Origin of the sequence: Pseudomonas sp. Irchel 3F3, assembly GCF_900187545.1 — a bacterium.
Lineage (GTDB): Bacteria > Pseudomonadota > Gammaproteobacteria > Pseudomonadales > Pseudomonadaceae > Aquipseudomonas > Aquipseudomonas fortuita.
Genome location: NZ_FYDS01000012.1, coordinates 43,808 through 66,788 on the forward strand (window position 1 = coordinate 43,808; position 22,981 = coordinate 66,788).

Consider the following 22,981-nt stretch of genomic DNA (forward strand, 5'->3'; position numbering starts at 1 on the left):
CTGCTAAAAGAAATCTTTTGAAATCAATAAGTTGATTGAGTCGATTCAATGATGGTGGCAATCGGCCAATCAAAGTAATTGAATCGAGTTTATTTTTGTAATTACAATGATTGAGTCGATGCAATGTGGTGGTGCCTGGAGCGGCACCTCTCGCTCGTATCGCTCAAGTGTGAACGGTTTCAAAAACCGCCGCGTCTGCCCGGCATAGCAAGACACCGAATGGCCAATGGAATAGCACCTGAAATGGAAAGCGCACACCTGCAACAAGCAGCCGAGCCTCAAACCTCACTGGAAATCCGCCTGCCCTGGGTGGTCTCCAGCGCGTGGCAAACCTTGCTGAGCAATACGCCGCTCGATTTCGAAACCAGCAAAGAGCTTTACCCGCAACTGAAGGAGCAGGCGCAAGAGGTCCTGGGCAAAGCACTGTGCCAGCAAATCCGGGGTTTCGTTGAGGATCCGCAACTGACCAGCATGATTGTGCGTAATTGCCCACGCGATCGCGATGTGCCTCCGACCCCTTACTCTGGTGTGCTCAGCCCGCGCAGCACGCCGATTGCCTGTCTTGTCAGCCTGACCATGCAGCATCTGATGGGCATCAACCCGGTTGTCTACGAGGGTGAAAATGACGGGCGTCTGTTTCGCCATGTAATCCCTGCCCGTACTTCATCCAGCCAAAAGAGTTCACATGGCTCGCGGCTGCGCTTCTCCTATCACGTCGACAATCCGGACCTGCCATTGTCCTCCGAGCCGCTGGGTAGTGTTTCCTGCTGCCCGGAATACCTGTCGTTCTTCGGTATGCGCTGTGACCCGCGTATCAGTACCACCTTGGTCAACCTTGACGCAGTGATCGCGTCGCTGCCCTTGGCCACCGTGCGTGAACTGTGCGAAGCGCAGTTCGAAATCCGCCGCCCTGATTCGTTCACCGGTAACCGCCGTTGCACCGCTGAGTTGCCGGTACTGGTGCGCGGCCATTCAGGCGAGTGGCTGTGCCGCTTCGACAGCGAGAACACCCACGGGCTGAACCTGCGAGCCGAGCAGGCCCTGGCCACCCTGCGCGGTCTGTTGGAAACCCGGCGTTTCGATGAGCCTCACCTGCTGCTGCCAGGCGATTTCATGATCTTCAAGAACCAGCGCGTGCTGCATGCCCGTGATGGTTTCGAGCCGCAGAACGACGGTGCTGACCGTTGGCTGCTACGGGTGTTCGCGGTCAACGACCTGAACCGGGTGCGCTTTGCCCGGGCCGATCACCTTTACGAAGTGCTCTCCTGATTTCTCTTCATTTTTCGACGGAATTACTGCTATGGAACTGTTAGGCGCTTACTGGGCGGAACACTGGCTGCTGGCGATCCTGCTGCTGGGCGCCATTGCCTTTGTCGCGGGCTTTGTGGACAGCATTGCCGGGGGCGGCGGGTTGTTTCTGGTGCCAGGGTTTTTGCTGGTGGGCATGCCGCCTCAGGTAGCGCTGGGGCAGGAAAAACTGGTCAGTACGCTGGGTACGCTGGCCGCGATCCGCAACTTCCTGGCCAACAGCAAGATGGTCTGGCAGGTGGCACTGGTTGGCGTACCTTTCTCACTGCTCGGCGCCTACCTGGGAGCGCACCTGATTGTCTCGATCTCTCAGGAAACCGTGGGCAAGATCATCCTTGCATTGATCCCTTTCGGCATTCTGATTTTCCTCACCCCCAAGGACCGCCCGATAGAGGAGCGAGTGCTGTCGGCGCGGATGCTCTACACCGTCGTGCCTTTGACCTGTCTGGCCATCGGCTTTTACGACGGCTTCTTCGGCCCAGGTACCGGCAGCATGTTCATCATCGCGTTTCACTACCTGCTGCGCATGGACCTGGTTTCCAGCTCGGCCAACTCCAAGACCTTCAACTTCGCCTCCAATATCGGTGCGCTGGTCGCCTTCATCATGGCCGGCAAGGTTGTCTATCTGCTGGCGTTGCCGCTGGTGGCATGCAACATCCTCGGCAATCACATGGGCAGTGCATTAGCACTGCGCAAAGGGAATGACGTGGTACGCAAGGTGTTGGTGTTTTCCATGCTGTGCCTGTTCACCAGCCTGGGCGTGAAGTACCTGGTCTGACAATACCTCTGGGAGACAAACCTGATGAAAACTGCATTCGTGACCGGCGCCTCCTCAGGCTTTGGCCGAGCCATATGCCGCACCTTGGTTGCCAAGGGCTACCGTGTGATCGGTGGTGCCCGCCGCATGGACAAGCTGCAGGCACTGGAGCATGAGCTTGGCGACAACTTCATTCCACTGGCGCTGGATGTGACTGATGGGCAGTCGATCAGCGCAGCAGTGGCGCAGATCAACGAAGCTGCGTCGAGCATCAATGTGCTGGTCAACAACGCAGGCCTGGCGCTGGGTATCGAGCGGGCTCAGGCCTGCAGCGCCGAGAACTGGCAGCGCATGATCGACACAAACATAACCGGCCTGGCCATGGTCACCCATGCGGTGTTGCCACAGATGGTCGAAGCCGACAGTGGGATGATCATCAACATGGGTTCGATTGCCGGCACTTACCCCTACCCGGGTGGCAATGTTTATGGCGCAAGCAAGGCATTCGTGCGTCAGTTCAGCCTGAACCTGCGCGCCGATCTGGCAGGCACCCGCGTGCGGGTCAGCAACATCGAGCCTGGGCTGTGTTCCGGGACCGATTTCTCGGTGGTACGCCTGAACGGCGACCTGAATGCGGTGGATGCGTTGTACCGTGATGTGCAGGCAATCCTGCCCGAGGACATTGCCGCCATGGTTGCCTGGATCGCCGAACAGCCGTCACACGTAAACATCAATACGCTCGAAATCATGCCGGTGGCGCAGAGCAGTGCGGCCTTGAACGTGGCGCGCAATCTGCCGCGGTGCTGACCGGGATCAATCGCACTTTTGCCATTCTTGACTAGTCTTAACGGTTGGCGGCATCACTTTGCCGCCACCGTGATGACCCGAGGTGCCGGCAATGCCCCGAGCGCCCGAAACCTGATCAGGAGTGCACGATGGACCTCAACCGTCGGCAATTCTTCAAGGTCGCCGCAGTCGGCCTTGGAGGCTCGAGCCTGGCAGCGTTGGGCATGGCCCCGACGCCGGCCTTCGCCGAGCAGGTGCGCCACTTCAAGCTGGCGCATACCAAAGAAGCCCGTAACACTTGTCCTTACTGCTCGGTCGGCTGCGGCTTGATCCTGTACAGCCAGGGCGATGCGGGCAAAAACGTTAAACAGAGCATCATCCACATCGAAGGTGACGCCGACCATCCCGTCAACCGTGGCACGCTCTGCCCGAAAGGTGCCGGCCTGCTGGACTTTATCCACAGCCCAAGCCGCCTGCAGTACCCCGAGGTGCGCAAGCCTGGCAGCAAGGAGTGGGTGCGGGTGAGCTGGGATGAGGCGCTCGACCGCGTCGCCGGCCTGATGAAGCAGGACCGCGACGCCAACTTCATCGAGAAGAACGCCCAGGGGCAAACTGTAAACCGCTGGCTTACCACCGGTTTTCTTGCTGCCTCCGCCGCCTCTAGCGAGGCTGGCTACCTGACCCACAAGGTCGTCCGCGCAACAGGCATGCTGGGGTTCGATAACCAGGCACGTGTCTGACATGGCCCGACGGTGGCAAGTCTTGCCCCGACGTACGGCCGTGGCGCCATGACCAACCACTGGTCCGATATCGCCAACGCGAATCTGGTCCTGGTGATGGGTGGCAACGCAGCAGAAGCGCATCCGTGCGGCTTCAAATGGGTGACCGAGGCCAAGGCGCACAACAAGGCGCGGCTGATCGTGGTCGACCCACGCTTTACCCGTACCGCTTCGGTCGCGGATTACTACGCGCCGATCCGTACCGGTACCGACATCGCCTTCATGGGCGGGCTGATCAATTACCTGCTGAGTACTGACAAGATCCAGCACGAGTACGTGCGCAACTACACCGACGTGTCGTTCATCGTCAAAGAGAGCTATGGCTTCGAGGATGGGCTGTTCAGCGGCTACGACGAGACCAAGCGTGTGTATGCCGACAAGTCCGGCTGGGGTTACGAGCTGGGTGAGGACGGTTTTGCCAAAGTCGACCCGACCCTGCAGCACCCTCGCTGTGTGTTCCAGCTGATGAAGCAGCATTACAGCCGCTACACCCCGGAACTGGCCAGCATGATCTGTGGCATGCCGCAGGATGCCATGATGAAGGTCTGGGAAGAGATCGCCACATGCTCGGTACCGGGCAAGACCATGACGATTCTCTATGCGCTGGGCTGGACGCAACACTCGATCGGGGCGCAGATCATTCGCAGCGCGGCCATGGTCCAGCTTCTGTTGGGTAACGTCGGCATGCCGGGTGGCGGGGTCAACGCCTTGCGCGGGCACTCCAACATCCAGGGGCTGACCGACCTCGGCCTGCTGTCCAACTCGCTGCCGGGTTACCTGACCCTGGCTGGCGATGCCGAGCAGGACTACGCCAGCTACATCGACAAGCGCGCTTCCAAGCCATTGCGCCCTGGGCAGCTGTCGTACTGGCAGAACTATGGCAAGTTCCACGTCAGCCTGATGAAGGCCTGGTACGGCGCCAACGCCACGGCAGACAACAACTGGGGGTACGACTGGCTGCCCAAGCTCGACGTGCCTGCCTATGACGTGCTGCGCATGTTCGAGATGATGAGCCAAGGCAAGGTTAACGGCTACGTATGCCAGGGCTTCAACCCGATTGCTGCGCTGCCGGACAAGAACCGCGTGACTGCGGCGTTGGGCAAGCTCAAGTGGCTGGTGATCATGGACCCGCTGGCTACCGAGACCTCGGAGTTCTGGCGCAATGCCGGGCCGTTCAACGACGTCGACACGGCCAGTATCCAGACCGAAGTGATCCGCCTGCCCACCACCTGCTTCGCCGAGGAAGACGGCTCGCTGGTCAACAGCAGCCGTTGGCTGCAGTGGCACTGGAAGGGCGCCGACGGCCCTGGCGAGACCCGCACCGACGTGCAGATCATGAGCGAGCTGTTCCTGCGCCTGCGTCAACGCTACCAGACCGAGGGCGGCGCCTACCCCGACCCGCTGATGAACATCAGCTGGCCGTACAAGATCCCTGAAGAGCCCTCCCCGGAGGAGCTGGCCAAGGAGATGAACGGCTGGGCAGTCACCGACGTTACCGACGCCACCGGCGCCATGCTCAAAGCTGGCCAGCAGCTGTCGGGCTTCGGGCAACTGAAGGACGATGGCAGCACCGCGTCTGGCTGCTGGATCTTCGCCGGCAGCTGGACCGAGCAGGGCAACCAGATGGCCCGTCGCGACAACAGCGACCCCTACGGCATGCATCAGGTGCAGAACTGGGCCTGGGCCTGGCCGGCCAACCGCCGCATCCTCTACAACCGTGCCTCCAGCGACCCGCAAGGCAAGCCGTGGGACCCGGAGAAAAAGCGCCTGGTGTGGTGGAACGGCAAGGCCTGGACCGGCACCGACGTGCCGGACTTCAAGGTCGACTCGCCACCGGAAGCGGGGATGAACCCGTTCATCATGAACCCCGAGGGCGTGGCGCGTTTCTTCGCCATCGACAAAATGGCCGAAGGCCCGTTCCCCGAGCACTACGAGCCATTCGAAACACCGATTGGCATCAACCCGCTGCACCCGCAGAACAAGAAGGTGGTCAGCAACCCGGCCGGGCGCATTTTCGACTCGGTGTGGGACACCCTCGGCACGCACGACGAGTTCCCCTATGCGGCGACCACGTACCGGCTGACCGAGCACTTCCACTTCTGGAGCAAGCATTGCCGGCTCAACGCCATTGCCCAGCCCGAGCAGTTCGTCGAGATAGGCGAGGTGCTGGCCAATGAGAAAGGCATCAAGGCCGGCGACCGGGTGCGGGTGTCGAGCAAGCGCGGGCATATCGATGCGGTGGCGGTAGTGACCAAGCGGATTCGCCCGCTGCAGGTCAACAACCAGACCGTGCACCAGATCGGCATCCCGTTGCATTGGGGCTTCACCGGCGCAACGCGGCATGGCTACCTGACCAATACCCTGGTGCCATTCCTTGGTGACGGCAACACGCAGACGCCGGAGTCCAAGTCGTTCCTCGTCAAAGTGGAGAAACTCTGATGGCCAGCCAAGACATCATCGCCCGCTCGGCCACCACCACCGTACCGTCTTCGGTACGTCAGCAGCAGGAAGTCGCCAAGCTGATCGACACCACCAAGTGCATCGGCTGCAAGGCCTGCCAGGTGGCGTGCTCGGAGTGGAACGAACTGCGTGACGAGGTCGGCCACAACCACGGTACCTACGACAACCCCCAGGACCTCACCGCCGAGACCTGGACCCTGATGCGCTTCACCGAGCACGAGCGCGACGACGGCAACCTGGAGTGGCTCATCCGCAAGGATGGTTGCATGCACTGCGCCGACCCCGGTTGCCTGAAGGCCTGCCCCAGCCCGGGGGCGATCATCAAGCACGCCAACGGTATCGTCGACTTCAACCAGGACCACTGCATTGGTTGCGGTTACTGCATCACCGGCTGCCCGTTCAACATCCCGCGCATCTCGCAAAAGGACCACAAGGCGTACAAGTGCACCCTGTGTTCCGACCGCGTCAGCGTGGGCCTGGAGCCGGCCTGTGTGAAAACCTGCCCGACCGGTGCGATCGTGTTCGGCAGCAAGGACGAGATGAAGGTGCACGCTGCCGAGCGCATCGTCGACCTGAAGTCACGGGGCTACGACAAGGCGGGGTTGTACGACCCGGACGGCGTCGGTGGCACCCACGTGATGTACGTGCTGCATCATGCCGACACACCGAGGCTGTACGCCGGCCTGCCGGACCAGCCGGTGATCAGCCCGCTGGTGGGGCTTTGGAAAGGCTTCACCAAGCCGCTGGCGCTGCTGGCCATGGGCGCAGCGGTGCTGGCGGGGTTCTTCCACTACGTGCGGGTTGGCCCGCAGCGGGTAGAGGAAGACGAACACCCGACGCCGCCCGATGACAGCGTGCACCAAGTGGACCCCGCGGTGCATGTCTACGATCCGAAGCAGCCCGGTGGGCAAGGGGAGCAGCGGCCATGAACGACAACAAACCCATCCTGCGCTACACCGCCAACGAGCGGACCAACCACTGGATCGTCGCCATTCTGTTCTTCATGGCCGGGCTTTCCGGGCTGGCGCTGTTTCACCCGGCGCTGTTCTGGTTAAGCCATCTGTTCGGCGGCGGGCCGTGGACACGCATCCTGCACCCGTTCATGGGCGTGGCGATGTTCGTGTTTTTCCTCGGGTTGGTGGTGCGCTTCTGGCGCGCCAACTTCATCACCGCCAACGACCGCCTGTGGTTGCGCCGCATTGATCGGGTGATGGTCAACCGCGAGGACGGCGTACCCCCCATCGGCAAGTACAACGCAGGGCAGAAGCTGCTGTTCTGGACCCTGTTGTTGTGCATGCTGGTGTTGTTGGTTAGCGGCGTGGTGATCTGGCGGGCGTATTTCAGCCATTTCTTCGACATCGGCGCGATTCGCCTGGCGTCGCTGGCTCACGCGCTGGCGGGCTTCGTGCTGATTCTCAGCATCATCGTGCACATTTACGCCGGCATCTGGATCAAGGGCTCGATCGGCGCCATGCTGCACGGCTGGGTCAGCCGTGCCTGGGCGCGCAAGCACCATGCGTTGTGGTACCGCGAAGTCACCGGTGACAAGACACCGGGCAATCACGGACGAAAAGAAGGATAAGCGCTTGAGCACGATACTCGAACCCGGGCAGATTGAAGCGTCGGCAGTAGCGCCGCCTTTTTTGCACCTGCCCCCCGCCAATCTGTTCGAGCTGCGTGCTGCACGCCTTGAGCAACTGGCCGAAGGCAATGCCCTTGGTGACTACCTGCAGTTGATTGCACGGTTATGCCGCATCCAGCAGCAGCTTGTGGATAACCCCCCCGCCGGCATGCCGGTGGCCGAGGAGCGCCAGCGCCTGTGCATAAGCCATGGTTTGCCGCCGCTGGCGGCCGACAGCCTGGTGCGTGAAGGGCCGTGGCTTGTCTGGTTGCAAGCCCTGCTAGAGCACTTCAGCGGCGCAACAACCGGCCCGATGGGGGAGGCGTTGCAGGCGCTGCGCGGCAGTGATGACCACCAGCGCAAAGGCTGGGGCATTGCCTTGCTGGCTGGCCAGTACGATGCGGTGCCTGCAGCACTGGTGCCGTTCCTGGGGGCTGCGCTGCAGGCAGCCTGGTCCAGTTGGTTGCTGGCGCTGCCGGCGCCTGAACTCAAGCCCGCCGGTAGCCTGGCCCAGTGCCCGGCGTGCGGTTCGCCGGCTATGGCCGGGGTGGTGCGCAACCGTGGCAAGCACAATGGTTTGCGTTATCTGGCCTGTTCGCTGTGCGCCTGTGAGTGGCATGTGGTGCGGGTCAAATGCGTGTACTGCGAGTCGAGCAAGGACTTGCGCTACACCAGCCTGGAGGATGACCGCCACGCGCCGGGCAAGGCGCCGCTGCGCGCCGAATGCTGCCCGGGGTGCAACAGCTACCTGAAGCAGAACTACCTGGAGAACGACGCGGCGGCCGAACCGCTGGCCGATGACCTGGCCAGCCTGGCGCTGGATATGCGCCTGGACGAGGAGGGCTTTCATCGCCTGGCGCCCAACCTGATGCTCGCCCCGGGTGGTGGGTGAGTGTCTACACTGAAACACCGAGTCGCCTTCTTCGCGGGTAAACCCGCTCCCACAGGTACAGTACCTGCTTTGACATCGGTGCAATACCTGTGGGAGCGGGCTTGCCCCGCGAAGAGGCCAGAACAGACAACGGACCAGCTCAAGGTAGTACCTGATGTCTTCAAGCCTCGCCGATAACACCCCACGCCTGCCTTCCATCGACACCCTCCTGCGCCACCCGGCCTGCCTCCCGTTGATCGATCGGCACGGCCGCGAGGGCGTGCTGAATACGCTGCGCCAACTGCTAGACGGCCTGCGCGAACCCGCCCGGCAAGGCCAACTCACCCCCGCCGAACTGGCCCCCGAAATCCTCTTGGGTCGCACCGGCGAGCGCCTGGCCACCCAGCAACGAAGCCAGGTCCGCCGCGTGTTCAACCTCACCGGCACCGTGCTGCACACCAACCTGGGCCGCGCCTTGCTACCGGAAGAAGCCATTGAGGCCATGCAAACCGCCGCCCGCTATCCGCTCAACCTGGAGTTCGACCTGGCCACCGGCAAACGTGGCGACCGCGATGACTTGATCGAAGGCCTGATCCGCGAGCTGACCGGTGCCGAAGCCGTCACCGTGGTCAACAACAATGCTGCCGCTGTGTTGCTGGCGCTCAATAGCTTGGGTGCACGCAAAGAAGGCATCATTTCGCGGGGAGAACTGATCGAGATTGGCGGCGCATTCCGCATCCCCGACATCATGGCCCGTGCTGGCGTAAAGTTGCACGAGATCGGCACCACCAACCGCACCCACGCCCGCGACTACGAGGCTGCCATCGGCCCGCGCACCGGCTTGCTGATGCGCGTGCATTGCAGCAACTACAGCATCCAGGGCTTCACCACCCATGTACCCACGGCCGAGCTGGCGCGCATCGCCCACCAGCATGAACTGCCGCTGCTCGAAGACTTGGGCAGTGGCAGCCTGTTGGACCTCACCCGCTGGGGCTTGCCCGCCGAGCCCACGGTGCGCCAGGCGTTGGCCGACGGTGCCGACATCGTCACCTTCAGCGGCGACAAACTGCTGGGCGGGCCGCAAGCCGGGATTATCGTCGGTCGCAAGGACTTGATTGCCAGGATCAAGAAAAACCCACTCAAGCGTGCGCTGCGCGTCGACAAGATCACCCTCGCTGCACTCGAAGCGGTGCTGGCGCTGTACCGCAACCCTGACCGCCTGGCCGAGCGCCTGCCCAGCCTGCGTCTGTTGACCCGTAGCCAGGCCGATATACAGGCCCAGGCCGAACGCCTGGCCCCTGAGCTCAAGGCTCGCCTCGGTGAGCAATGGGCTGTCAGCGTGGAGCCGGCGCTGGGCATGATCGGCAGTGGCAGCCAGCCGGTGGCGCGCTTGCCCAGTGCAGCCCTGTGCCTGCGCCCGCAGGTATCGAAGAAGTTGCGAGGGCGCAGCCTGCATGTGCTGGAGCGGGCGCTGCGCGGCCTGCCGGTACCGGTGCTCGGCCGTATCGATGACGACGCTCTGTGGCTGGACCTGCGCCAACTGGATGACGAAGCCGAGTGGCTGGCGCAGTTACCCACCCTGCAACTGGGGCCGGTGCAGTGATCGTCGGCACCGCCGGCCATATCGACCATGGCAAGACCGCACTGCTGCAGGCGCTGACCGGGCAGGCCGGCGACCAGCGTCAGGAGGAGCGTGCACGCGGCATGACCATTGACCTGGGCTATCGCTACGCGGCGCTGGTTGAAGGTGCACCGCTGACCGGCTTCATCGATGTGCCGGGTCACGAGCGTTTTATCCACAACATGCTGGCTGGTGCCCAGGGTATCGACCTGGTGTTGCTGGTGGTGGCTGCCGACGACGGGGTCATGCCGCAGACCCGCGAGCATCTGGCGATCATCGAGCTGTTGGGCATTCCCCAGGCTTTGGTGGCGATCAGCAAATGCGACCGCGTCGAGCCCTTGCGCGTGGCCGAAGTTAAGCTGCAAGTCGAAGAGCTGCTGGCGCGCGGGCCCTATGCCGGGGCGCAGCAGTTTCCATTGTCGAGCCTCAGTGGGGAAGGCGTAGCTGCGCTGCGTCAGGCCTTGCTGGAGGCCGAAGCCACGGTGCGGCAGCGCAGCGATAGCGGCGGTTTTCGTCTTGCTGTGGACCGTGCTTTCGCGGTTACCGGTGCCGGCGTGGTGGTAACCGGCACGGCGCTGGCGGGGCGCGTCAGTGCCGGTGACACCTTGTTGCTGGGCAAGGCCGGCAAACCGGTGCGGGTACGAGGCCTGCATGCGCAGAACCAGGCCGCGCTGGTGGCTGAGGCGGGCCAACGGGTGGCGTTGAATATCACGGCCGAACGCCTGGCGCTGGAGCACGTGCATCGGGGTGACTGGCTGGTGCCTGAGTGGCTGCATGCGCCCAGCGCGCGGGTGGATATCGAGCTGAACCTGCTGCCGGGCGAGCCCCGCACGTTTGAGCATTTCAGCGCTGTACACGTGCACCTCGGCACCCAGGATGTAACCGCCCGCGTGGCCTTGCTCGAAGGCGAGTCCCTGGTGGCGGGCCAGCGCATGTTCGCCCAGCTGCTGCTCAACGCGCCGTTGCAGGCCGTGCACGGCGATCGCCTGGTGCTGCGTGACCAGCGTGCCCAGCGTACTTTGGGGGGCGGCAAAGTACTGGACCCGTTCGCGCCAAGCCGGCAGCGCCGCAGCGATGAGCGCCTGCGCCAGTTGCAGGTACTACGAGATACCGAGGACCTGGAGCAGGCCTTGCCAGCACTGCTCGCTACCGCGCCCGGTGGTATTGACCCCCAGCGGCTCGAGCGGCAGTTCAATCGCCCGCGTGCAACATGGCAGCTGCCGGAGGATGTAGGGGTGGTGGCCACGCGGCAGGGGCAACTGCTGTTTGCCAACCGCCAGTGGCTGGCGCTGAAGCAACAGGTGGTGGAGCAGTTGGCGCGGTTCCATGAGCAGGAGCCTGACCAGCTCGGGCCGGACCGAGACCGCCTGCGCCGCTTTGCGGCCTTGCCCCTTGAGCGGCCGGCATTCGTCAGCCTGCTGGATGAACTGCTCGATGACGGCGCCATCGCCAGCAGCGGGCCCTGGATGCACTTGCCCGATCACAAGGTGCAATTGAGCGAAGCCGACAGTGCTTTGTGGGCGCGTTTGCAGCCGAAGTTGCTGGCGGGGCAGTACGATCCGCCTTGGGTCAGGACCCTGGCAAATGAGGAGAACTGCGCCCAAGCCGAAGTGCGCCTGCTGCTGCGCAAGCTGGCTCGGCTCGGTGTGGTGCATCAGGTGGTGCGTGACCTGTTCTACCCTGAGGCAACATTACAGCGCATGGCAGAGCTGTTGCTGGGGCAGGCCAACGAAACGCCGATAGTGCAGGTGGCCGCGTTTCGCGATATGTTGGGCATCGGTCGCAAGCGCAGTGTGCAGATTCTGGAATATTTCGACCGCATCGGCCTGACCCGGAGGGTGGCCGACCAGCGTCACATCCGCGCCGACAGCGCCCTGGCCCAGCAACAGGCCAGGCACTGAGTTCAAGGAAGGCAATCGCGCCCGGTGGCGCGGCCGGGCTTCAAACCCGGTTGGGGACGGCAGCCGTTCCCGGGCAGGTTCGACTCCCGCTGCCTTCCGCCATTTTCATTCGCCTGTCGGGGCTCTACGGGGCGCTTCACAGCTCTTGGGACTTGCACGGTACCTGTGGGAGCGGGTTCACCCGCGAAGAGGCCCTGAAGGGTGAAGCCTAAGCCCGCTCCCCACACAGATCCAGGGCAAACCACTGTTCTGCAGTATCCACATCCAACCCCGCCCCCAGCAGCGCAACCATCTTGCCCAGCGCCGCTTCACGGGTCATGCCACCGCCACTGACCAGCCCGGCCCCACGCAAGCGGTTACCCGCCGCATAGGTATCGAATACCACCGAACCCTCAGGGCACTGGCTGATAGCCGCCAGCATCACGCCGTGCTGGCGTGCTGCGCTCAGCACACTCAGCAGCGCCTGGTCATCTGACGGCCCGGTACCGCTGCCGTAGCACTCCAGCAGCAAGCCCTGCACACCACTGTCGATCAAGGCTTGCAGGTGCGCGGCCTGCAGCCCGGGGAACACCGGCACGATCGCCAGGTTGACCGGCTGACGCGGATGCTTGTAGCCAAGTTCGGCAGGGATAACATGGGCCCGCTCGCCGTCACGATGGCGCGGCAGCGCAGCAAAGGCATCGAACGCCTCGCTGCGCAACTTTGATGCCCGGCAGCCATGCAGCAACTGGCCATGGAAGTACAGCTGCACGCCATCCTCCAGGCCGGATTCGAACTGGTGCAACGCGCCGCACAGGTTGGCCCAGGCATCGCTGTCTGTGGCACCTGCCGGCAGCATCGAGCCGGTCAGCAGCACCGGCACTGGCAAACCCAGCAGCAAGAACGATAACGCCGCAGCGCTGTAAGCCATGCTGTCGGTACCGTGCAGCACCAGCACGCCATCATGGCCTGCCACCTCCACGGCTTCGACGATGGCATCGCGCATCGCCAGCCAGTTGTGCTGGTGCATGTTGGCGCTGTCGAGCAGCGGGTTCAGTTCCTGCAAGGTCCATTGCAGCCGGGGCGCATCGGCCATGTGGGCGAAGTGTTCGCGCATCCGCGCTTCGAAGCCACCGGCCGGCGCCAGGCCTTCCGGGGTTTCGAGCATGCCGATGGTGCCACCGGTGTAGAGAACGAGAAGATTCTTGACTGCACGCATGGAAAACATCCGTAGCGGTGAGCGGAGAAAGAAAAGCCGCCCGCGGAAGGGGCGGCTGGGCAGGGGAGGATATCAGCGCTGCGGCTGAGCCTGGACGGCTGCTTTGTCAGCGGCTGTTTCCACCTGCGGATTGGCAGGCCAGGCATTGCGGTCCAGGTCCAGGTCGGCGAACTTGGACGAATCGAACACAGGCTGGCCGATGCCGGCTTTGCGCTGGTCGTCGTAGTCACGCATGACGCGCAGGCCGACCTTGAACAGCAGGGCCAGGGCCACCAGGTTGACGAAAGCCAGGCAGGTCATGGTGATGTCGGCGAAGGCGAACACGGTCGACAGGTCCTGCATCGAGCCCCACACCACCAGTGCCAGCACCAGGCCACGGAACACCATCAGCACCACACGGTTGCGGGTGAGGAACTGCAGGCTGTTTTCGCCCAGATAGTAGTTGTAGAGAATGCAGGTGAACACGAACAGCGACAGCGCCACGCTGACGAACACACGGCCCCAGTCACCGACCACGGCAGCCAGCGAGTTCTGGGTCAGGACAATGCCGTCACCCTCGAAGCCTGGGGTGTAGAAGCCCGACAGCAGGATCAGCAGCGCAGTGCAGGTGCAGATCACGAAGGTATCGAGGAACACACTGAAGGCCTGGACCACGCCCTGGGCGCCCGGGTGTTTGACGGCGGCCACGGCGGCCACGTTCGGTGCGCTGCCCAGGCCCGCTTCGTTGGCAAACACGCCACGCTTCACGCCCATGACGATGGCGCTGCCGAGCAGGCCGCCGAACGCCGGGTCGAGGCCGAAGGCGCTCTTGAAGATGGTTTCGAGCATGGCCGGCACGTGTTCGATCTGGGTGCCGATCACGTACAGGGTCACGCCGATGTAGGCCAGGGTCTTGATCGGGACCAGCAGGTCCGACACGGCGGCGATGCGCTTGATGCCGCCGATGAAGGTGATGGCCAGCAGCACTGCCAGGACGATGCCGGTCTGGCTTGGGGCAAAGTTGAAGGCGTTCTGCAGCGAATGGGTCACGGTGTACGACTGCAGGCCGATGAAGGCGAAGCCGTAGGTGACCAGCAGCAGGATCGAGAACACGATGGCCATGCTTTTGCGCTTCAGGCCGTGCTGGATGTAGTACGCCGGGCCGCCACGGTACAGGCCGTCGCCGTCTGCACGCTTGTAGACCTGTGCCAGGGTGCACTCGAAGAAGCTGCTGGACATGCCCACCAGTGCGGTGACCCACATCCAGAACACGGCGCCCGGGCCACCCAGGGTCACGGCAATACCGACACCGGCAATGTTACCGGCACCTACGCGGCCGGCCAGGCTGAGCATCAGAGCCTGGAAGGAGCTCAGCTGGCCTGCCTGGCCACGCAGCGATTCCTTGAAAACGGTGAACATGTGGCCGAAATGGCGGAACTGCACGAAACGCGAACGGATAGTGAAGTAGCTACCCAGCCCTACGATCAGCACGATGAGGAGTTTCCCCGAAAGGAAATCGTTGAGTACTTCGAGCATTGGAAAATGACCTCGATTCTTATTCTTCGTGTGGAAAGACCAGCGGACGGCAGGCGCACCGCTATGCGTTGGGGCGAATGGTTGGCCATGACAAGAGTGGTTACAATTTCGCGGGTTGCTCTGAGTTGATGCTACTTGATGCTACAATGGCGCCATTCGCGTCACCTGGGTTCCGCACATGAGTGAGCATTTCGCCACCAACCTCAAACTGGCCTGCAGCCACTACCGCTCTATCTCCGAAGTTTGCCGGCAGCTCTCGATCAACCGCGCTCAGTTCAACAAGTATCTGAGCGGGCAGAGCCGTCCGACGGCTTTCAACCTCAAGCGCATTGGCGATTTCTTCGGGGTCGAGGATTACGAGTTGAACCTGCCGGCCGAGCAGTTCGCCCGGCTGATCGGTGCGCGGGTGTCGACCCCTGCCGAGCAGCCCAGCGACCCGATCAGCGAACTGTTCCGCCCGCTGCATGACCATGCGGGCAACCTGTCGCGCTATTGCGGTTATTACTTCGAGTATTCCAACTGCATGTCGGTGCCGGGCACGATCCTGGTCTCGCTGGTGCACCTGTGGGAGGAGCGCGGCCGTTTCTTGTTCGAGCGCCAGGAGCGCCAGGAGCGTTCCAGTGCCACGGACCAGCATGCCGAGGTGCGCTGCCGCTACCTGGGCGCGGCGTTCCAGCTGCAGGACCGGGTGTTCCTCATCGACTACGAGTCGCTCACCTTCAACGAAATGAGCCAGACCATTCTCATCCCCAGCTTCAAAAGCCGCATCACCCGCCTGAACGGCCTCAAGGCCGGGGTTTCCAGCGGCGACCGGCGCAACCCGGCCTGCACCCGGGTGGTGTGGGAGTACCTGGGCGAGGAGATCAATCGCATCAATGCATATCGGCAGGTGAAACTGTACCGCCCGGATGATCCGCGAATAGATGATGATGTGCGTGAGCGGTTGAGTGTGGGGCCGTTGCGCAACAGCTTGTTTGAGATTGAATAGATTGAGTGCCTGTACGGGTCTTGTTGCCGGGGCCTCACCTGTTGGAAAGGGGCGGTGCTCCCGGCTCAATGACTGTTCAGAAAAGACTAAGTTGCCGCAACCACTCCCCAGCCGGACGCCCCTCATCGAGTAAAAGCTTCAAGGACATCAAGCAGCAAACAGTGATCAGCAGTGGCTTGATTAGCCGTGGTCCGAAGTAGATAGCGCAACGTGCGCCGAGTTGGGCGCCAACAATGGCACAAAGCGCCATTGCCAGGGCTAAAGGCCAGATGATTGCGCCGCTAAAGGCAAAGACTGAAAGGGCGCCTAGGTTGCAGGATGCATTGAGCAATTTGCTGTTGCAGATCGCCTGCATAAGATGCTGACCCAAGAGTAAGGTGAAAGCGACCATGAAAAACGAACCCGTGCCTGGTCCAAAGATCCCGTCGTAGAAACCAATGACTGGCGCAACTGCCAGCGTGAAGCCCAGATACGACATCCTCTGCCGACGATCCTTGGTACCAAGCTTGGGGCTGAACGTAAAATAGCCGGCTACTGTAATTAGCAAGATGGGGACAATTGACTCGAGGAGCGCTTTATCGAGCATGCTGATCGACAACGCGCCTGTAACGCCCCCCGCGAACGACAAAGCGGCCATCGGCCAGCCAGTCCGCCACTGGATCATTCTCTTTCGGGCGAACGCCCACACTGCTGAAACACTTGCTGAAGAGGCCTGAAATTTATTGGTAGCCATTGCAGCCAATGGGTCGACACCTGCAATGAAAAAAGCTGGTAACGTGAGTAATCCTCCGCCTCCTGCTATCGCATCAAAAAAACCGGCGAGCAAGGCGACAGAGGCCAGCGCCAAGAGTATTGAAACTTCAATCTCCACTTTTCTTTTCCCCGCCTTAGCCGCGTACGATCAATGGGTCTTGTTGTAAAATCACAGGCCGGGCATCAGGTGAGTACCCAAATAGTCGAACCAGCAGTCTGCGGTTGTCCTTGATGACGTCGCGGGCGTGAAGTGCCTGGCAATTATTGATCAATAGTGCAGAGTCGGGGCTTGGCAGGAAATCGTAGGGTTGCTCTTTGTCCAGCAAGTCTCGCAATGTTTGATAAGCCTGTCGTGTCGAATGGTTAGCTTCATCATGCAGTGAGTGCCTATAGCTGCTATATCGGAGGGTGAAATCGCCTCTAACATCGAACTGAAGAATCGAATTTGCGATCGTCGCCTGACTCTCATCCTTCACGAAGCAGTCGCTGCGGGTAAAGCAGAATGACTTGGAAGATAGCGCCAGTGCCTCAAGGCCGTTGAGATTTGAGATCGCATTGCGCACGGGTATGAGTTTGGTCGGTTCCTGTAATGGATTCCATCTTGCACTCAGGATCAATGCGCTTGGAGCAGGGGGATGCTCACCCTCGAACTGAACTGAGCAGTTGTAAGGAGGTTCAGTGTGTGGGCCCAGTTGAACGCCTGCATGGGAGCTCAGTTCGGCTTGATGCAGGTTGAGTTCATTCGGTAGCAATCGCACTCCGCCACCTTTGAAATTTCCAACAAGCCGTACTTGCATACCGCCATTGTCGATATCAAAAGCGAATGAGCGGTAGTCGACAAGGCTCAAAAGAATCTGGTTTCGTGAGGCCATATAGACGGTAACCGGATCGATCTTCAAAATATCAATGTCTGCCAGCTCGCTCGGTACAGGGCCCACGTTAGGAACTTTCATTGCAGCGAATTCAAGTGCTGCTGCTTTTCCGGAGGCAAATATTTCTAGCAAAGCAAGCTGTGCGTCATCCAGTGAATTCTTCAAGATTTTTGCCTGACAGGCAGATAGGGCAGCAGCTCCCGCGACATCTGGGCCGCCGACAGCGGCAGTTTGTCGTGAGCCGTGATCAAGTATGCTGGCTTGCATTTTACTAAATGTGAGATGAAGGATCTCGGTTCCGGCCTTAGCGTTTACCCCTTCCATTTTTATTCTCCTTGTATGTAGGTAAAGGTGACTCTTCTTGTTAGGGCGGAGACTATTTAGCCAGAGACCTTTTACCGATGATGTAAGGTGGAGCCCTTGCGAGCTGTAGGGAATGTCTATGGGTGTGGTAGGAATCGTCTTGGGTGGGTAGTGCTGTCAGCCTCAGGGTTGGACTTCCCCGCCCGGAAACCGCAAAATGACCCCTTTCCTTCATCAACCTCTCGGATCTGCTGACTCTATGCGTATGCGCCTAATGCTGTTGGGTGGTGGCAATGCCCTCGGGCAAGCGCTGATTCGTCTTGGGGCCGAGGAGGACATTGCTTTCCTGGCGCCGCGCCCTCCCGAGAATGGCTGGACGCCGGCCAACCTCACTCAGTTGCTCGACGATCACCGCCCCGACGCCTTGGTCAACCTGGCCTATTACTTCGACTGGTTCCAGGCCGAGTCGGTCAGCGAGCAACGCCTGGCTCAACAGGAGCGGGCAGTGGAGCGGCTGGCAGAGCTGTGCCAGCACCACCAGATCACCCTGGTGCAACCTTCCAGCTACCGGGTATTCGATGGTTCGCGGGCAACGGCCTACAGCGAAAAGGACGAGCCCGTGCCGCTGGGCCTGCGTGGCCAGGCCTTGTGGCGCATCGAGCAGAGTGTGCGCGCGACCTGTCCGCAGCACGTACTGCTGCGCTTCGGCTGGTTGCTCGACGAGAGCATCGACGGCTCGCTGGGCCGCTTCCTGACCCGTGCCGAGCAACCGCAGGAGCTGCTGCTGGCCGATGACCGGCGTGGCAACCCGACACCGGTCGACGATGCCGCACGGGTGATTCTGTCGGTGCTCAAGCAACTCGATTGCAGTGCGCCGCTGTGGGGCACTTACCATTACGCCGGCAACGAGGCGACCACGCCGCTGGCGCTGGGCCAGGCGATTCTTACCGAAGCAGGCCAACACCGCCAGCTGGCGGTGCAGGCGCCGACACCGCAGGCCCATGCCGCACGGCCGGATGCCAGCGAAGAGCCGCAGAACGCTGTACTGGCCTGCAAGAAAATCCTTCATACCTTCGGCATCAAGCCGCGCGCCTGGCGCGCCGGCCTGCCGCCTCTACTGGACCGGTTCTACCGCCATGGCTGACGCCCCCATCCTGATCACCGGCGGTGCCGGCTTCATTGGCTCCCACCTGTGCGATGCGTTGTTGGACAAAGGCTACGCCGTACGCATTCTCGACGACTTCTCCACCGGCCGGCGCAGCAACCTGCAGGTTGGCCACCCGCGTCTGGAACTGATCGAAGGCGATGTCGCCGACGCCGGGCTGGTCATGCAGGCCGCGGCAGGCTGCAGTGCCGTGGTGCACCTGGCGGCGGTGGCCTCGGTACAGGCCTCGGTCGAAGACCCGGTGCGTACCCACCAGAGCAACTTCATTGGCACCCTGAACGTGTGCGAAGCCATGCGCGTGCAGGGTCTGCGCCGGGTGTTGTTCGCCTCCAGTGCGGCGGTGTACGGCAACAATGGCGAAGGCGAGTCGATTGCCGAAGACACGCCCAAGGCGCCGCTGACCCCCTATGCCGTGGACAAGCTGGCCAGTGAGCAGTACCTGGACTTCTACCGCCGTCAGCATGGGCTGGAGCCGGTGGTGTTCCGCTTCTTCAACATTTTCGGGCCACGCCAGGACCCGTCCTCACCGTATTCCGGGGTAATCAGCATCTTCTGCGAGCGCGCAGTGCAGGGCTTGCCGATCACCATCTTCGGCGATGGCGAGCAGACCCGCGACTTCCTCTACGTGGGCGACCTGGTGCAGGTGATGGTGCAGGCGCTGGAGCAGCCGCAGGTCGAGGAGGGGGCGGTGAACATCGGCCTCAACCAGGCTACCTCGCTGAACCAGTTGCTGGTGGCGCTTGAGAAGGTGGTGGGCAGCTTGCCGGCGATTACGCATGTGGCGGCGCGTCCCGGTGACATTCGCCATTCGCGGGCGGATAACCAGCGGTTGCTGGCGCGGTTCGAGTTTCCGCAGGCGACGCCGATGGTCGAGGGCCTGGCCAAGCTTCTCGGTAAACACTGAGCCCCTGGGGGCGCTTTGCGCCCCTTTCGCGACGCAAGGCCGCTCCCACAGGGACAGCGTGCAGCCAATTGACTTGCGCTCAGTGTGGGAGCGGCCTTGTGTCGCGATGGGCTGCGCAGCAGCCCCAAAAATCACCCATGCCGCACAACCCTGCGCAGGCAATCCTCGGCCCCGAGTACTCGCCCATCCAAAGCCCGCACCTGCAAAGTCTCAAGCGCCCGCCCCGTAACACCCTCCACCAATTCAGAACGCGCTTCCCCCGCTTCAAATAGGTATCGCTCCCCCCACTGCCTCAAGCCAACCACCACCGGAAACACCGACAGCCCTTTTTCGGTCAGCACATATTCCTTGTAGGCACTGCCATCCGATGCCGGCTGTGTCATCAGCAACCCGCTTTCCACCAGCAGCTTGAGCCGTGAGGCGAGGATGTTCTTCGCCAGCCCCAGGTTCTTCTGAAACTCACTGAACCGCCGCAGGCCGTCAAAGGCATCGCGCAGGATCATCAGTGCCCAGCGATCACCAAGCACCTCCAGAGCACGGGCTACGGGGCACTGCGCATTGTTTTCATCGAGCATGGGTCAAACCTGTGTTGATTATCTGGTTGCAGATTAAAACCACATTTGCTAAATAGCCAGTATGTGGTTTCAAATCGAAACCAGATGGACGAGGCCGGCCTTATGACACCTTCGCTGACACGCTGGATATTCCTGTTGCTTGCCACCACCAGCGCCATGGCGGTGGCGACGATTTACTTCGCCCAGCCTCTGCTCGAGTCGATGGCTGCCGACCTGGGGGTGGCGCAGCAGCAGATTGGCTGGGCGGTCGGCGCGACCCAGGCAGGCTACGCCCTCGGGCTACTGCTGATCGTGCCTCTGGGGGACTTGGTCGATCGCAAGCGCCTGTTGCTCGGGCAGTTGTTGTTCTCGGCGCTGGCGCTGGTCGGCGTGGGCATGGCGCCGAACTGGGCGATGTTACTGCTGGCCTTGGCCATTACCGGGCTGATGGCCGTCATGGTCCAGGTAATGGTGGCGCATGCGGCCAGCCTCGCCTCGCCTGGCGAGCAAGGGCAGGCCGTGGGCACCGTCACCAGTGGCATTGTGCTGGGGATTCTGTTGGCACGGCTGGTGGCGGGCGGGCTAGCCGACCTGGCCGGTTGGCGAAGTGTTTATCTGGTTGCCGCAGGGCTGCTGATGTTACTGGCCGTGGTGCTGTGGCGCAGCCTGCCCAGCAGGCAGCCGTTGATGCACCGGCCTGGCTACCGGGCGATGCTCGTGTCCCAGTTCCGTTTGTATCGGGAAGACACGCTGCTGCGCCAGCGCGGGGTGTTTGGGGTATTGATCTTTGCCGCGTTCAGCGTGCTGTGGAGCGCCATGGTCATGCCCCTCAGTGCTGCGCCATTGGCTATGAGCCATACCGAAATTGGCCTGTTCGGCCTGGCAGGTGTTGCAGGTACTCTGGCGGCAGCGCGCGCCGGTCGCTTGGCCGACAGGGGGCTGGGAGAGCGCACCACCGGGTTGGCGCTGGCGCTGCTGACGCTGTCGTGGTTGCCCACCGCTTTTGTCGGGCAGTCCCTGATAGCCTTTGTGCTAGGCGTGCTGATGCTGGACTTTGCCGTGCAGGCGGTGCATGTCACCAACCAGAGCCTGTTACTGGCAGGGCGCGGCGCGATGGCCAGCCGCTTGATCGGTGCCTACATGTGCTGCTATTCGCTTGGCAGCGGGCTGGGGGCGGTGCTTGCGAGTTGGGTGCATGCCCATTGGGGGTGGGCTGCGGTGTGTGGGCTTGGCATGGCCTTCAGTGCGGCAGCGCTGGGCTACTGGCTCTGGTTGCAACGCGCGAGGGCGGCCGAAGCCGCCCTGCAGTGTTCAGGTCAGAACTTGTAGCCAAGGCCGACCATGTACACCCACGGGTCGACGTCGACGTCGACCTTGGTCTTGCTGTAACCCAGCGCGGTCGGGCCGTTGACGCTGGCCTTGGTGTCGATGTCGACATACCAGACCGAGGCGTTGACCAGCAGGTTGTCGGTCAGCATGTAATCCATACCCAGTTGGCCGGCGATACCTACCGAATCCTGCAGCTTGAGGTTGCTGAAGCCTTGTTGCTTGCGTGCGCTGCTCAGGTCTTCGTCAAAGAACAGGGTGTAGTTGATACCCACGCCGGCGTACGGCTGGAAGCGCGAATTCGGCTCCATTGGGTAGTACTGCAGCGACAGGGTCGGTGGCAGTTGCTTGATGTCGGCCAGTTTGCCGTCCAGCCCGCCGCCCAGGCCTTTTACGCCGACGGTGTGCTTGAACGGGGTGGCTGCCAGCAGTTCCAGGCCGATGTGGTCGGTGAGCATGTAGGCAAAGGTCAGGCCCAGCTGGGTGTCGCTGTCCAGGGTCGCTTTAGTGCCCGACACTTTGTTGCCGTCGAACTTCAGGTCGCCGCTGCTCTCGTTCGGGGCAGTGGTGATTGCGCCTGCGCGCAAGATCATGTCCCCCGCCTGATAGGCGTGGGCGGCAGGGGCGGCGAGCGCAAGGGCCACAAGCGAGGCGCCGAGCAAGGACTTGTTCATGGAAGCTCCCAAAGGACGTTATTAATCGAGTAGTCCAATGGTACGGAGGTGGTTAAACAGAAAGTTTGACCCAGCTCAAAGAAGCGTCTTCACGAATTCGAAACAGTTCTCATCTCAGCTCATAAACATAGATTTTCTCGGCTTCCATCTGATAGCCGGCGTCGGCCAGTTCGCTGCTGGAGGCTCTAACCTGGAGCTTTCCCTCGATCCAGTAGGGCTGGTAGAGGTCTTCGACACGCACGCCCATCTCGCTGAAAATGTGCACGATCTGATTCGACGGTGGCGGCGGCACATGGATGCACGCACCGTAATAAGGGACCAGCAGGAATTCGGTGGTGCGGCCTTCTTCGCTGACCTCCAGTGGCACGATGTAGCCAGGCAGCTTGACCTGTTGGCCGTCGAGGCTTTTCACCACCGGGGCGTCGGGGGCCTGCTGACGCGCGGGCGGGGCAGATTCGGCAGCCAGGGCGTTGCTGAGCTGTGACATGTCGTGCAGCGGCGCCAGTTGTGGCGGGATGACTGGGGCGCCTTCGGGGATCAGGGCGGGCCAGTCCAGCTCCTTGGGTTCGGCGGCCCAAAGAGGCATCGCCACCAGCAACAGCAGGGCCAGCAGCATGCGCATGGC

General features: G+C 62.0%; 20 protein-coding genes and 1 tRNA gene. 14 read left to right on the forward strand and 7 right to left on the reverse strand.

Annotation, left to right across the window (positions count from 1 at the left end; translation table 11 throughout):
- Positions 1 to 243 precede the first annotated feature (243 nt).
- The 10 genes from CKW35_RS23190 to CKW35_RS23240 all read left to right on the forward strand — a co-directional run bounded on the left by CKW35_RS23190 (position 244) and on the right by CKW35_RS23240 (position 12,206).
- The gene (locus tag CKW35_RS23190) at positions 244 to 1,269 is read left to right on the forward strand and encodes a TauD/TfdA family dioxygenase (RefSeq protein WP_060519291.1); all 1,026 of its coding nucleotides are present in this window, start codon (positions 244 to 246) and stop codon (positions 1,267 to 1,269) included.
- 31 nt (positions 1,270 to 1,300) lie between these two features.
- Positions 1,301 to 2,086 carry a TSUP family transporter gene (locus CKW35_RS23195; protein ID WP_016484669.1) on the forward strand — a complete coding sequence of 262 codons (786 nt, stop codon included), beginning with the start codon at positions 1,301 to 1,303 and terminating at the stop codon, positions 2,084 to 2,086.
- Between the two features lie 24 nt (positions 2,087 to 2,110).
- A complete protein-coding gene (locus tag CKW35_RS23200; RefSeq protein WP_095116973.1) occupies positions 2,111 to 2,872 on the forward strand; it encodes an SDR family NAD(P)-dependent oxidoreductase in 762 nt (253 codons plus the stop codon).
- Between the two features lie 128 nt (positions 2,873 to 3,000).
- Positions 3,001 to 6,069: a formate dehydrogenase-N subunit alpha gene (gene fdnG, locus CKW35_RS23210; protein WP_139138803.1), complete on the forward strand. Its 3,069-nt coding sequence runs from the start codon at positions 3,001 to 3,003 to the stop codon at positions 6,067 to 6,069.
- Positions 6,069 to 7,019 (forward strand): formate dehydrogenase subunit beta, encoded by a 951-nt coding sequence (gene fdxH / locus CKW35_RS23215; RefSeq protein WP_016484673.1) that lies wholly within the window; start codon positions 6,069 to 6,071, stop codon positions 7,017 to 7,019. The genes fdnG and fdxH overlap by 1 nt, the downstream gene beginning before the upstream one ends.
- Positions 7,016 to 7,672, forward strand: coding sequence for a formate dehydrogenase subunit gamma (locus CKW35_RS23220; protein WP_016484674.1), 657 nt, complete (start codon positions 7,016 to 7,018; stop codon positions 7,670 to 7,672). The genes fdxH and CKW35_RS23220 overlap by 4 nt, the downstream gene beginning before the upstream one ends.
- A 4-nt stretch (positions 7,673 to 7,676) precedes the next feature.
- The gene (gene fdhE / locus CKW35_RS23225; protein ID WP_023048323.1) at positions 7,677 to 8,603 is read left to right on the forward strand and encodes a formate dehydrogenase accessory protein FdhE; all 927 of its coding nucleotides are present in this window, start codon (positions 7,677 to 7,679) and stop codon (positions 8,601 to 8,603) included.
- 154 nt (positions 8,604 to 8,757) lie between these two features.
- On the forward strand, positions 8,758 to 10,185 hold the full coding sequence (gene selA / locus CKW35_RS23230) for an L-seryl-tRNA(Sec) selenium transferase (protein ID WP_095116975.1): 1,428 nt from the start codon (positions 8,758 to 8,760) through the stop codon (positions 10,183 to 10,185).
- Positions 10,182 to 12,104: a selenocysteine-specific translation elongation factor gene (gene selB, locus CKW35_RS23235; protein WP_095116977.1), complete on the forward strand. Its 1,923-nt coding sequence runs from the start codon at positions 10,182 to 10,184 to the stop codon at positions 12,102 to 12,104. The genes selA and selB overlap by 4 nt, the downstream gene beginning before the upstream one ends.
- A gap of 6 nt (positions 12,105 to 12,110) precedes the next feature.
- Positions 12,111 to 12,206 (forward strand) — tRNA-Sec (locus CKW35_RS23240).
- A gap of 106 nt (positions 12,207 to 12,312) precedes the next feature.
- On the opposite strand, the gene CKW35_RS23245 is transcribed toward CKW35_RS23240, so the two are convergent.
- Both CKW35_RS23245 and CKW35_RS23250 read right to left on the reverse strand, forming a co-directional pair.
- Positions 12,313 to 13,311: an asparaginase gene (locus tag CKW35_RS23245; RefSeq protein WP_016484678.1), complete on the reverse strand. Its 999-nt coding sequence runs from the start codon at positions 13,309 to 13,311 to the stop codon at positions 12,313 to 12,315.
- A 63-nt stretch (positions 13,312 to 13,374) separates the two neighbouring features.
- Positions 13,375 to 14,817: a sodium:alanine symporter family protein gene (locus tag CKW35_RS23250; RefSeq protein WP_060519285.1), complete on the reverse strand. Its 1,443-nt coding sequence runs from the start codon at positions 14,815 to 14,817 to the stop codon at positions 13,375 to 13,377.
- Positions 14,818 to 14,995: 178 nt separating this feature from the next.
- On the opposite strand from CKW35_RS23250, the gene CKW35_RS23255 reads away from it, so the two are divergent.
- The gene (locus tag CKW35_RS23255) at positions 14,996 to 15,805 is read left to right on the forward strand and encodes a helix-turn-helix transcriptional regulator (protein ID WP_016484680.1); all 810 of its coding nucleotides are present in this window, start codon (positions 14,996 to 14,998) and stop codon (positions 15,803 to 15,805) included.
- Between the two features lie 76 nt (positions 15,806 to 15,881).
- Here the strand turns inward: CKW35_RS23255 and CKW35_RS23260 are convergent, their stop codons facing one another.
- Both CKW35_RS23260 and CKW35_RS23265 read right to left on the reverse strand, forming a co-directional pair.
- Positions 15,882 to 16,676 (reverse strand): TSUP family transporter, encoded by a 795-nt coding sequence (locus tag CKW35_RS23260; protein ID WP_024717609.1) that lies wholly within the window; start codon positions 16,674 to 16,676, stop codon positions 15,882 to 15,884.
- Positions 16,677 to 16,692: 16 nt separating this feature from the next.
- Positions 16,693 to 17,754, reverse strand: a complete 1,062-nt coding sequence (locus tag CKW35_RS23265) for a hypothetical protein (RefSeq protein ID WP_095116979.1) — start codon at positions 17,752 to 17,754, stop codon at positions 16,693 to 16,695.
- A 238-nt stretch (positions 17,755 to 17,992) separates the two neighbouring features.
- On the opposite strand from CKW35_RS23265, the gene CKW35_RS23270 reads away from it, so the two are divergent.
- Positions 17,993 to 18,877 carry a sugar nucleotide-binding protein gene (locus tag CKW35_RS23270; protein ID WP_024717608.1) on the forward strand — a complete coding sequence of 295 codons (885 nt, stop codon included), beginning with the start codon at positions 17,993 to 17,995 and terminating at the stop codon, positions 18,875 to 18,877.
- Positions 18,870 to 19,802, forward strand: coding sequence for an NAD-dependent epimerase/dehydratase family protein (locus CKW35_RS23275; protein ID WP_060519281.1), 933 nt, complete (start codon positions 18,870 to 18,872; stop codon positions 19,800 to 19,802). Before CKW35_RS23270 ends, CKW35_RS23275 begins: the two co-directional genes overlap by 8 nt.
- A 131-nt stretch (positions 19,803 to 19,933) precedes the next feature.
- Here CKW35_RS23275 and CKW35_RS23280 read toward each other — a convergent pair whose 3' ends face one another.
- On the reverse strand, positions 19,934 to 20,377 hold the full coding sequence (locus CKW35_RS23280) for a helix-turn-helix domain-containing protein (RefSeq protein ID WP_060519279.1): 444 nt from the start codon (positions 20,375 to 20,377) through the stop codon (positions 19,934 to 19,936).
- A gap of 102 nt (positions 20,378 to 20,479) precedes the next feature.
- Here CKW35_RS23280 and CKW35_RS23285 point away from each other — a divergent pair, with 102 nt between their 5' ends.
- Positions 20,480 to 21,685: an MFS transporter gene (locus tag CKW35_RS23285; protein ID WP_095117021.1), complete on the forward strand. Its 1,206-nt coding sequence runs from the start codon at positions 20,480 to 20,482 to the stop codon at positions 21,683 to 21,685.
- Here CKW35_RS23285 and CKW35_RS23290 read toward each other — a convergent pair.
- Entirely contained in the window at positions 21,673 to 22,356 is a 684-nt protein-coding gene (locus tag CKW35_RS23290; protein ID WP_014589498.1) for an OmpW family protein, read from the reverse strand. The two genes, CKW35_RS23285 and CKW35_RS23290, sit on opposite strands and share 13 nt — an antisense overlap.
- A gap of 109 nt (positions 22,357 to 22,465) precedes the next feature.
- A complete protein-coding gene (locus CKW35_RS23295; protein ID WP_095116981.1) occupies positions 22,466 to 22,978 on the reverse strand; it encodes a DUF3299 domain-containing protein in 513 nt (170 codons plus the stop codon).
- Between the last annotated feature and the right edge of the window lie 3 nt (positions 22,979 to 22,981).

Bases quoted from the DNA above. Each gene is read 5' to 3' on its own strand.
- CKW35_RS23190 (WP_060519291.1), top strand. From the start codon at position 244: ATGGAAAGCGCACACCTGCAACAAGCAGCCGAGCCTCAAACCTCACTG.
- CKW35_RS23285 (WP_095117021.1), top strand. From the start codon at position 20,480: ATGACACCTTCGCTGACACGCTGGATATTCCTGTTGCTTGCCACCACC.
- CKW35_RS23245 (WP_016484678.1), bottom strand. From the start codon at position 13,311: ATGTTTTCCATGCGTGCAGTCAAGAATCTTCTCGTTCTCTACACCGGT.
- CKW35_RS23250 (WP_060519285.1), bottom strand. From the start codon at position 14,817: ATGCTCGAAGTACTCAACGATTTCCTTTCGGGGAAACTCCTCATCGTG.
- CKW35_RS23270 (WP_024717608.1), top strand. From the start codon at position 17,993: ATGCGTATGCGCCTAATGCTGTTGGGTGGTGGCAATGCCCTCGGGCAA.
- CKW35_RS23265 (WP_095116979.1), bottom strand. From the start codon at position 17,754: ATGGAAGGGGTAAACGCTAAGGCCGGAACCGAGATCCTTCATCTCACA.
- CKW35_RS23220 (WP_016484674.1), top strand. From the start codon at position 7,016: ATGAACGACAACAAACCCATCCTGCGCTACACCGCCAACGAGCGGACC.
- fdxH (WP_016484673.1), top strand. From the start codon at position 6,069: ATGGCCAGCCAAGACATCATCGCCCGCTCGGCCACCACCACCGTACCG.
- CKW35_RS23195 (WP_016484669.1), top strand. From the start codon at position 1,301: ATGGAACTGTTAGGCGCTTACTGGGCGGAACACTGGCTGCTGGCGATC.
- CKW35_RS23275 (WP_060519281.1), top strand. From the start codon at position 18,870: ATGGCTGACGCCCCCATCCTGATCACCGGCGGTGCCGGCTTCATTGGC.
- CKW35_RS23280 (WP_060519279.1), bottom strand. From the start codon at position 20,377: ATGCTCGATGAAAACAATGCGCAGTGCCCCGTAGCCCGTGCTCTGGAG.
- selA (WP_095116975.1), top strand. From the start codon at position 8,758: ATGTCTTCAAGCCTCGCCGATAACACCCCACGCCTGCCTTCCATCGAC.
- CKW35_RS23200 (WP_095116973.1), top strand. From the start codon at position 2,111: ATGAAAACTGCATTCGTGACCGGCGCCTCCTCAGGCTTTGGCCGAGCC.
- CKW35_RS23295 (WP_095116981.1), bottom strand. From the start codon at position 22,978: ATGCGCATGCTGCTGGCCCTGCTGTTGCTGGTGGCGATGCCTCTTTGG.
- CKW35_RS23255 (WP_016484680.1), top strand. From the start codon at position 14,996: ATGAGTGAGCATTTCGCCACCAACCTCAAACTGGCCTGCAGCCACTAC.
- CKW35_RS23290 (WP_014589498.1), bottom strand. From the start codon at position 22,356: ATGAACAAGTCCTTGCTCGGCGCCTCGCTTGTGGCCCTTGCGCTCGCC.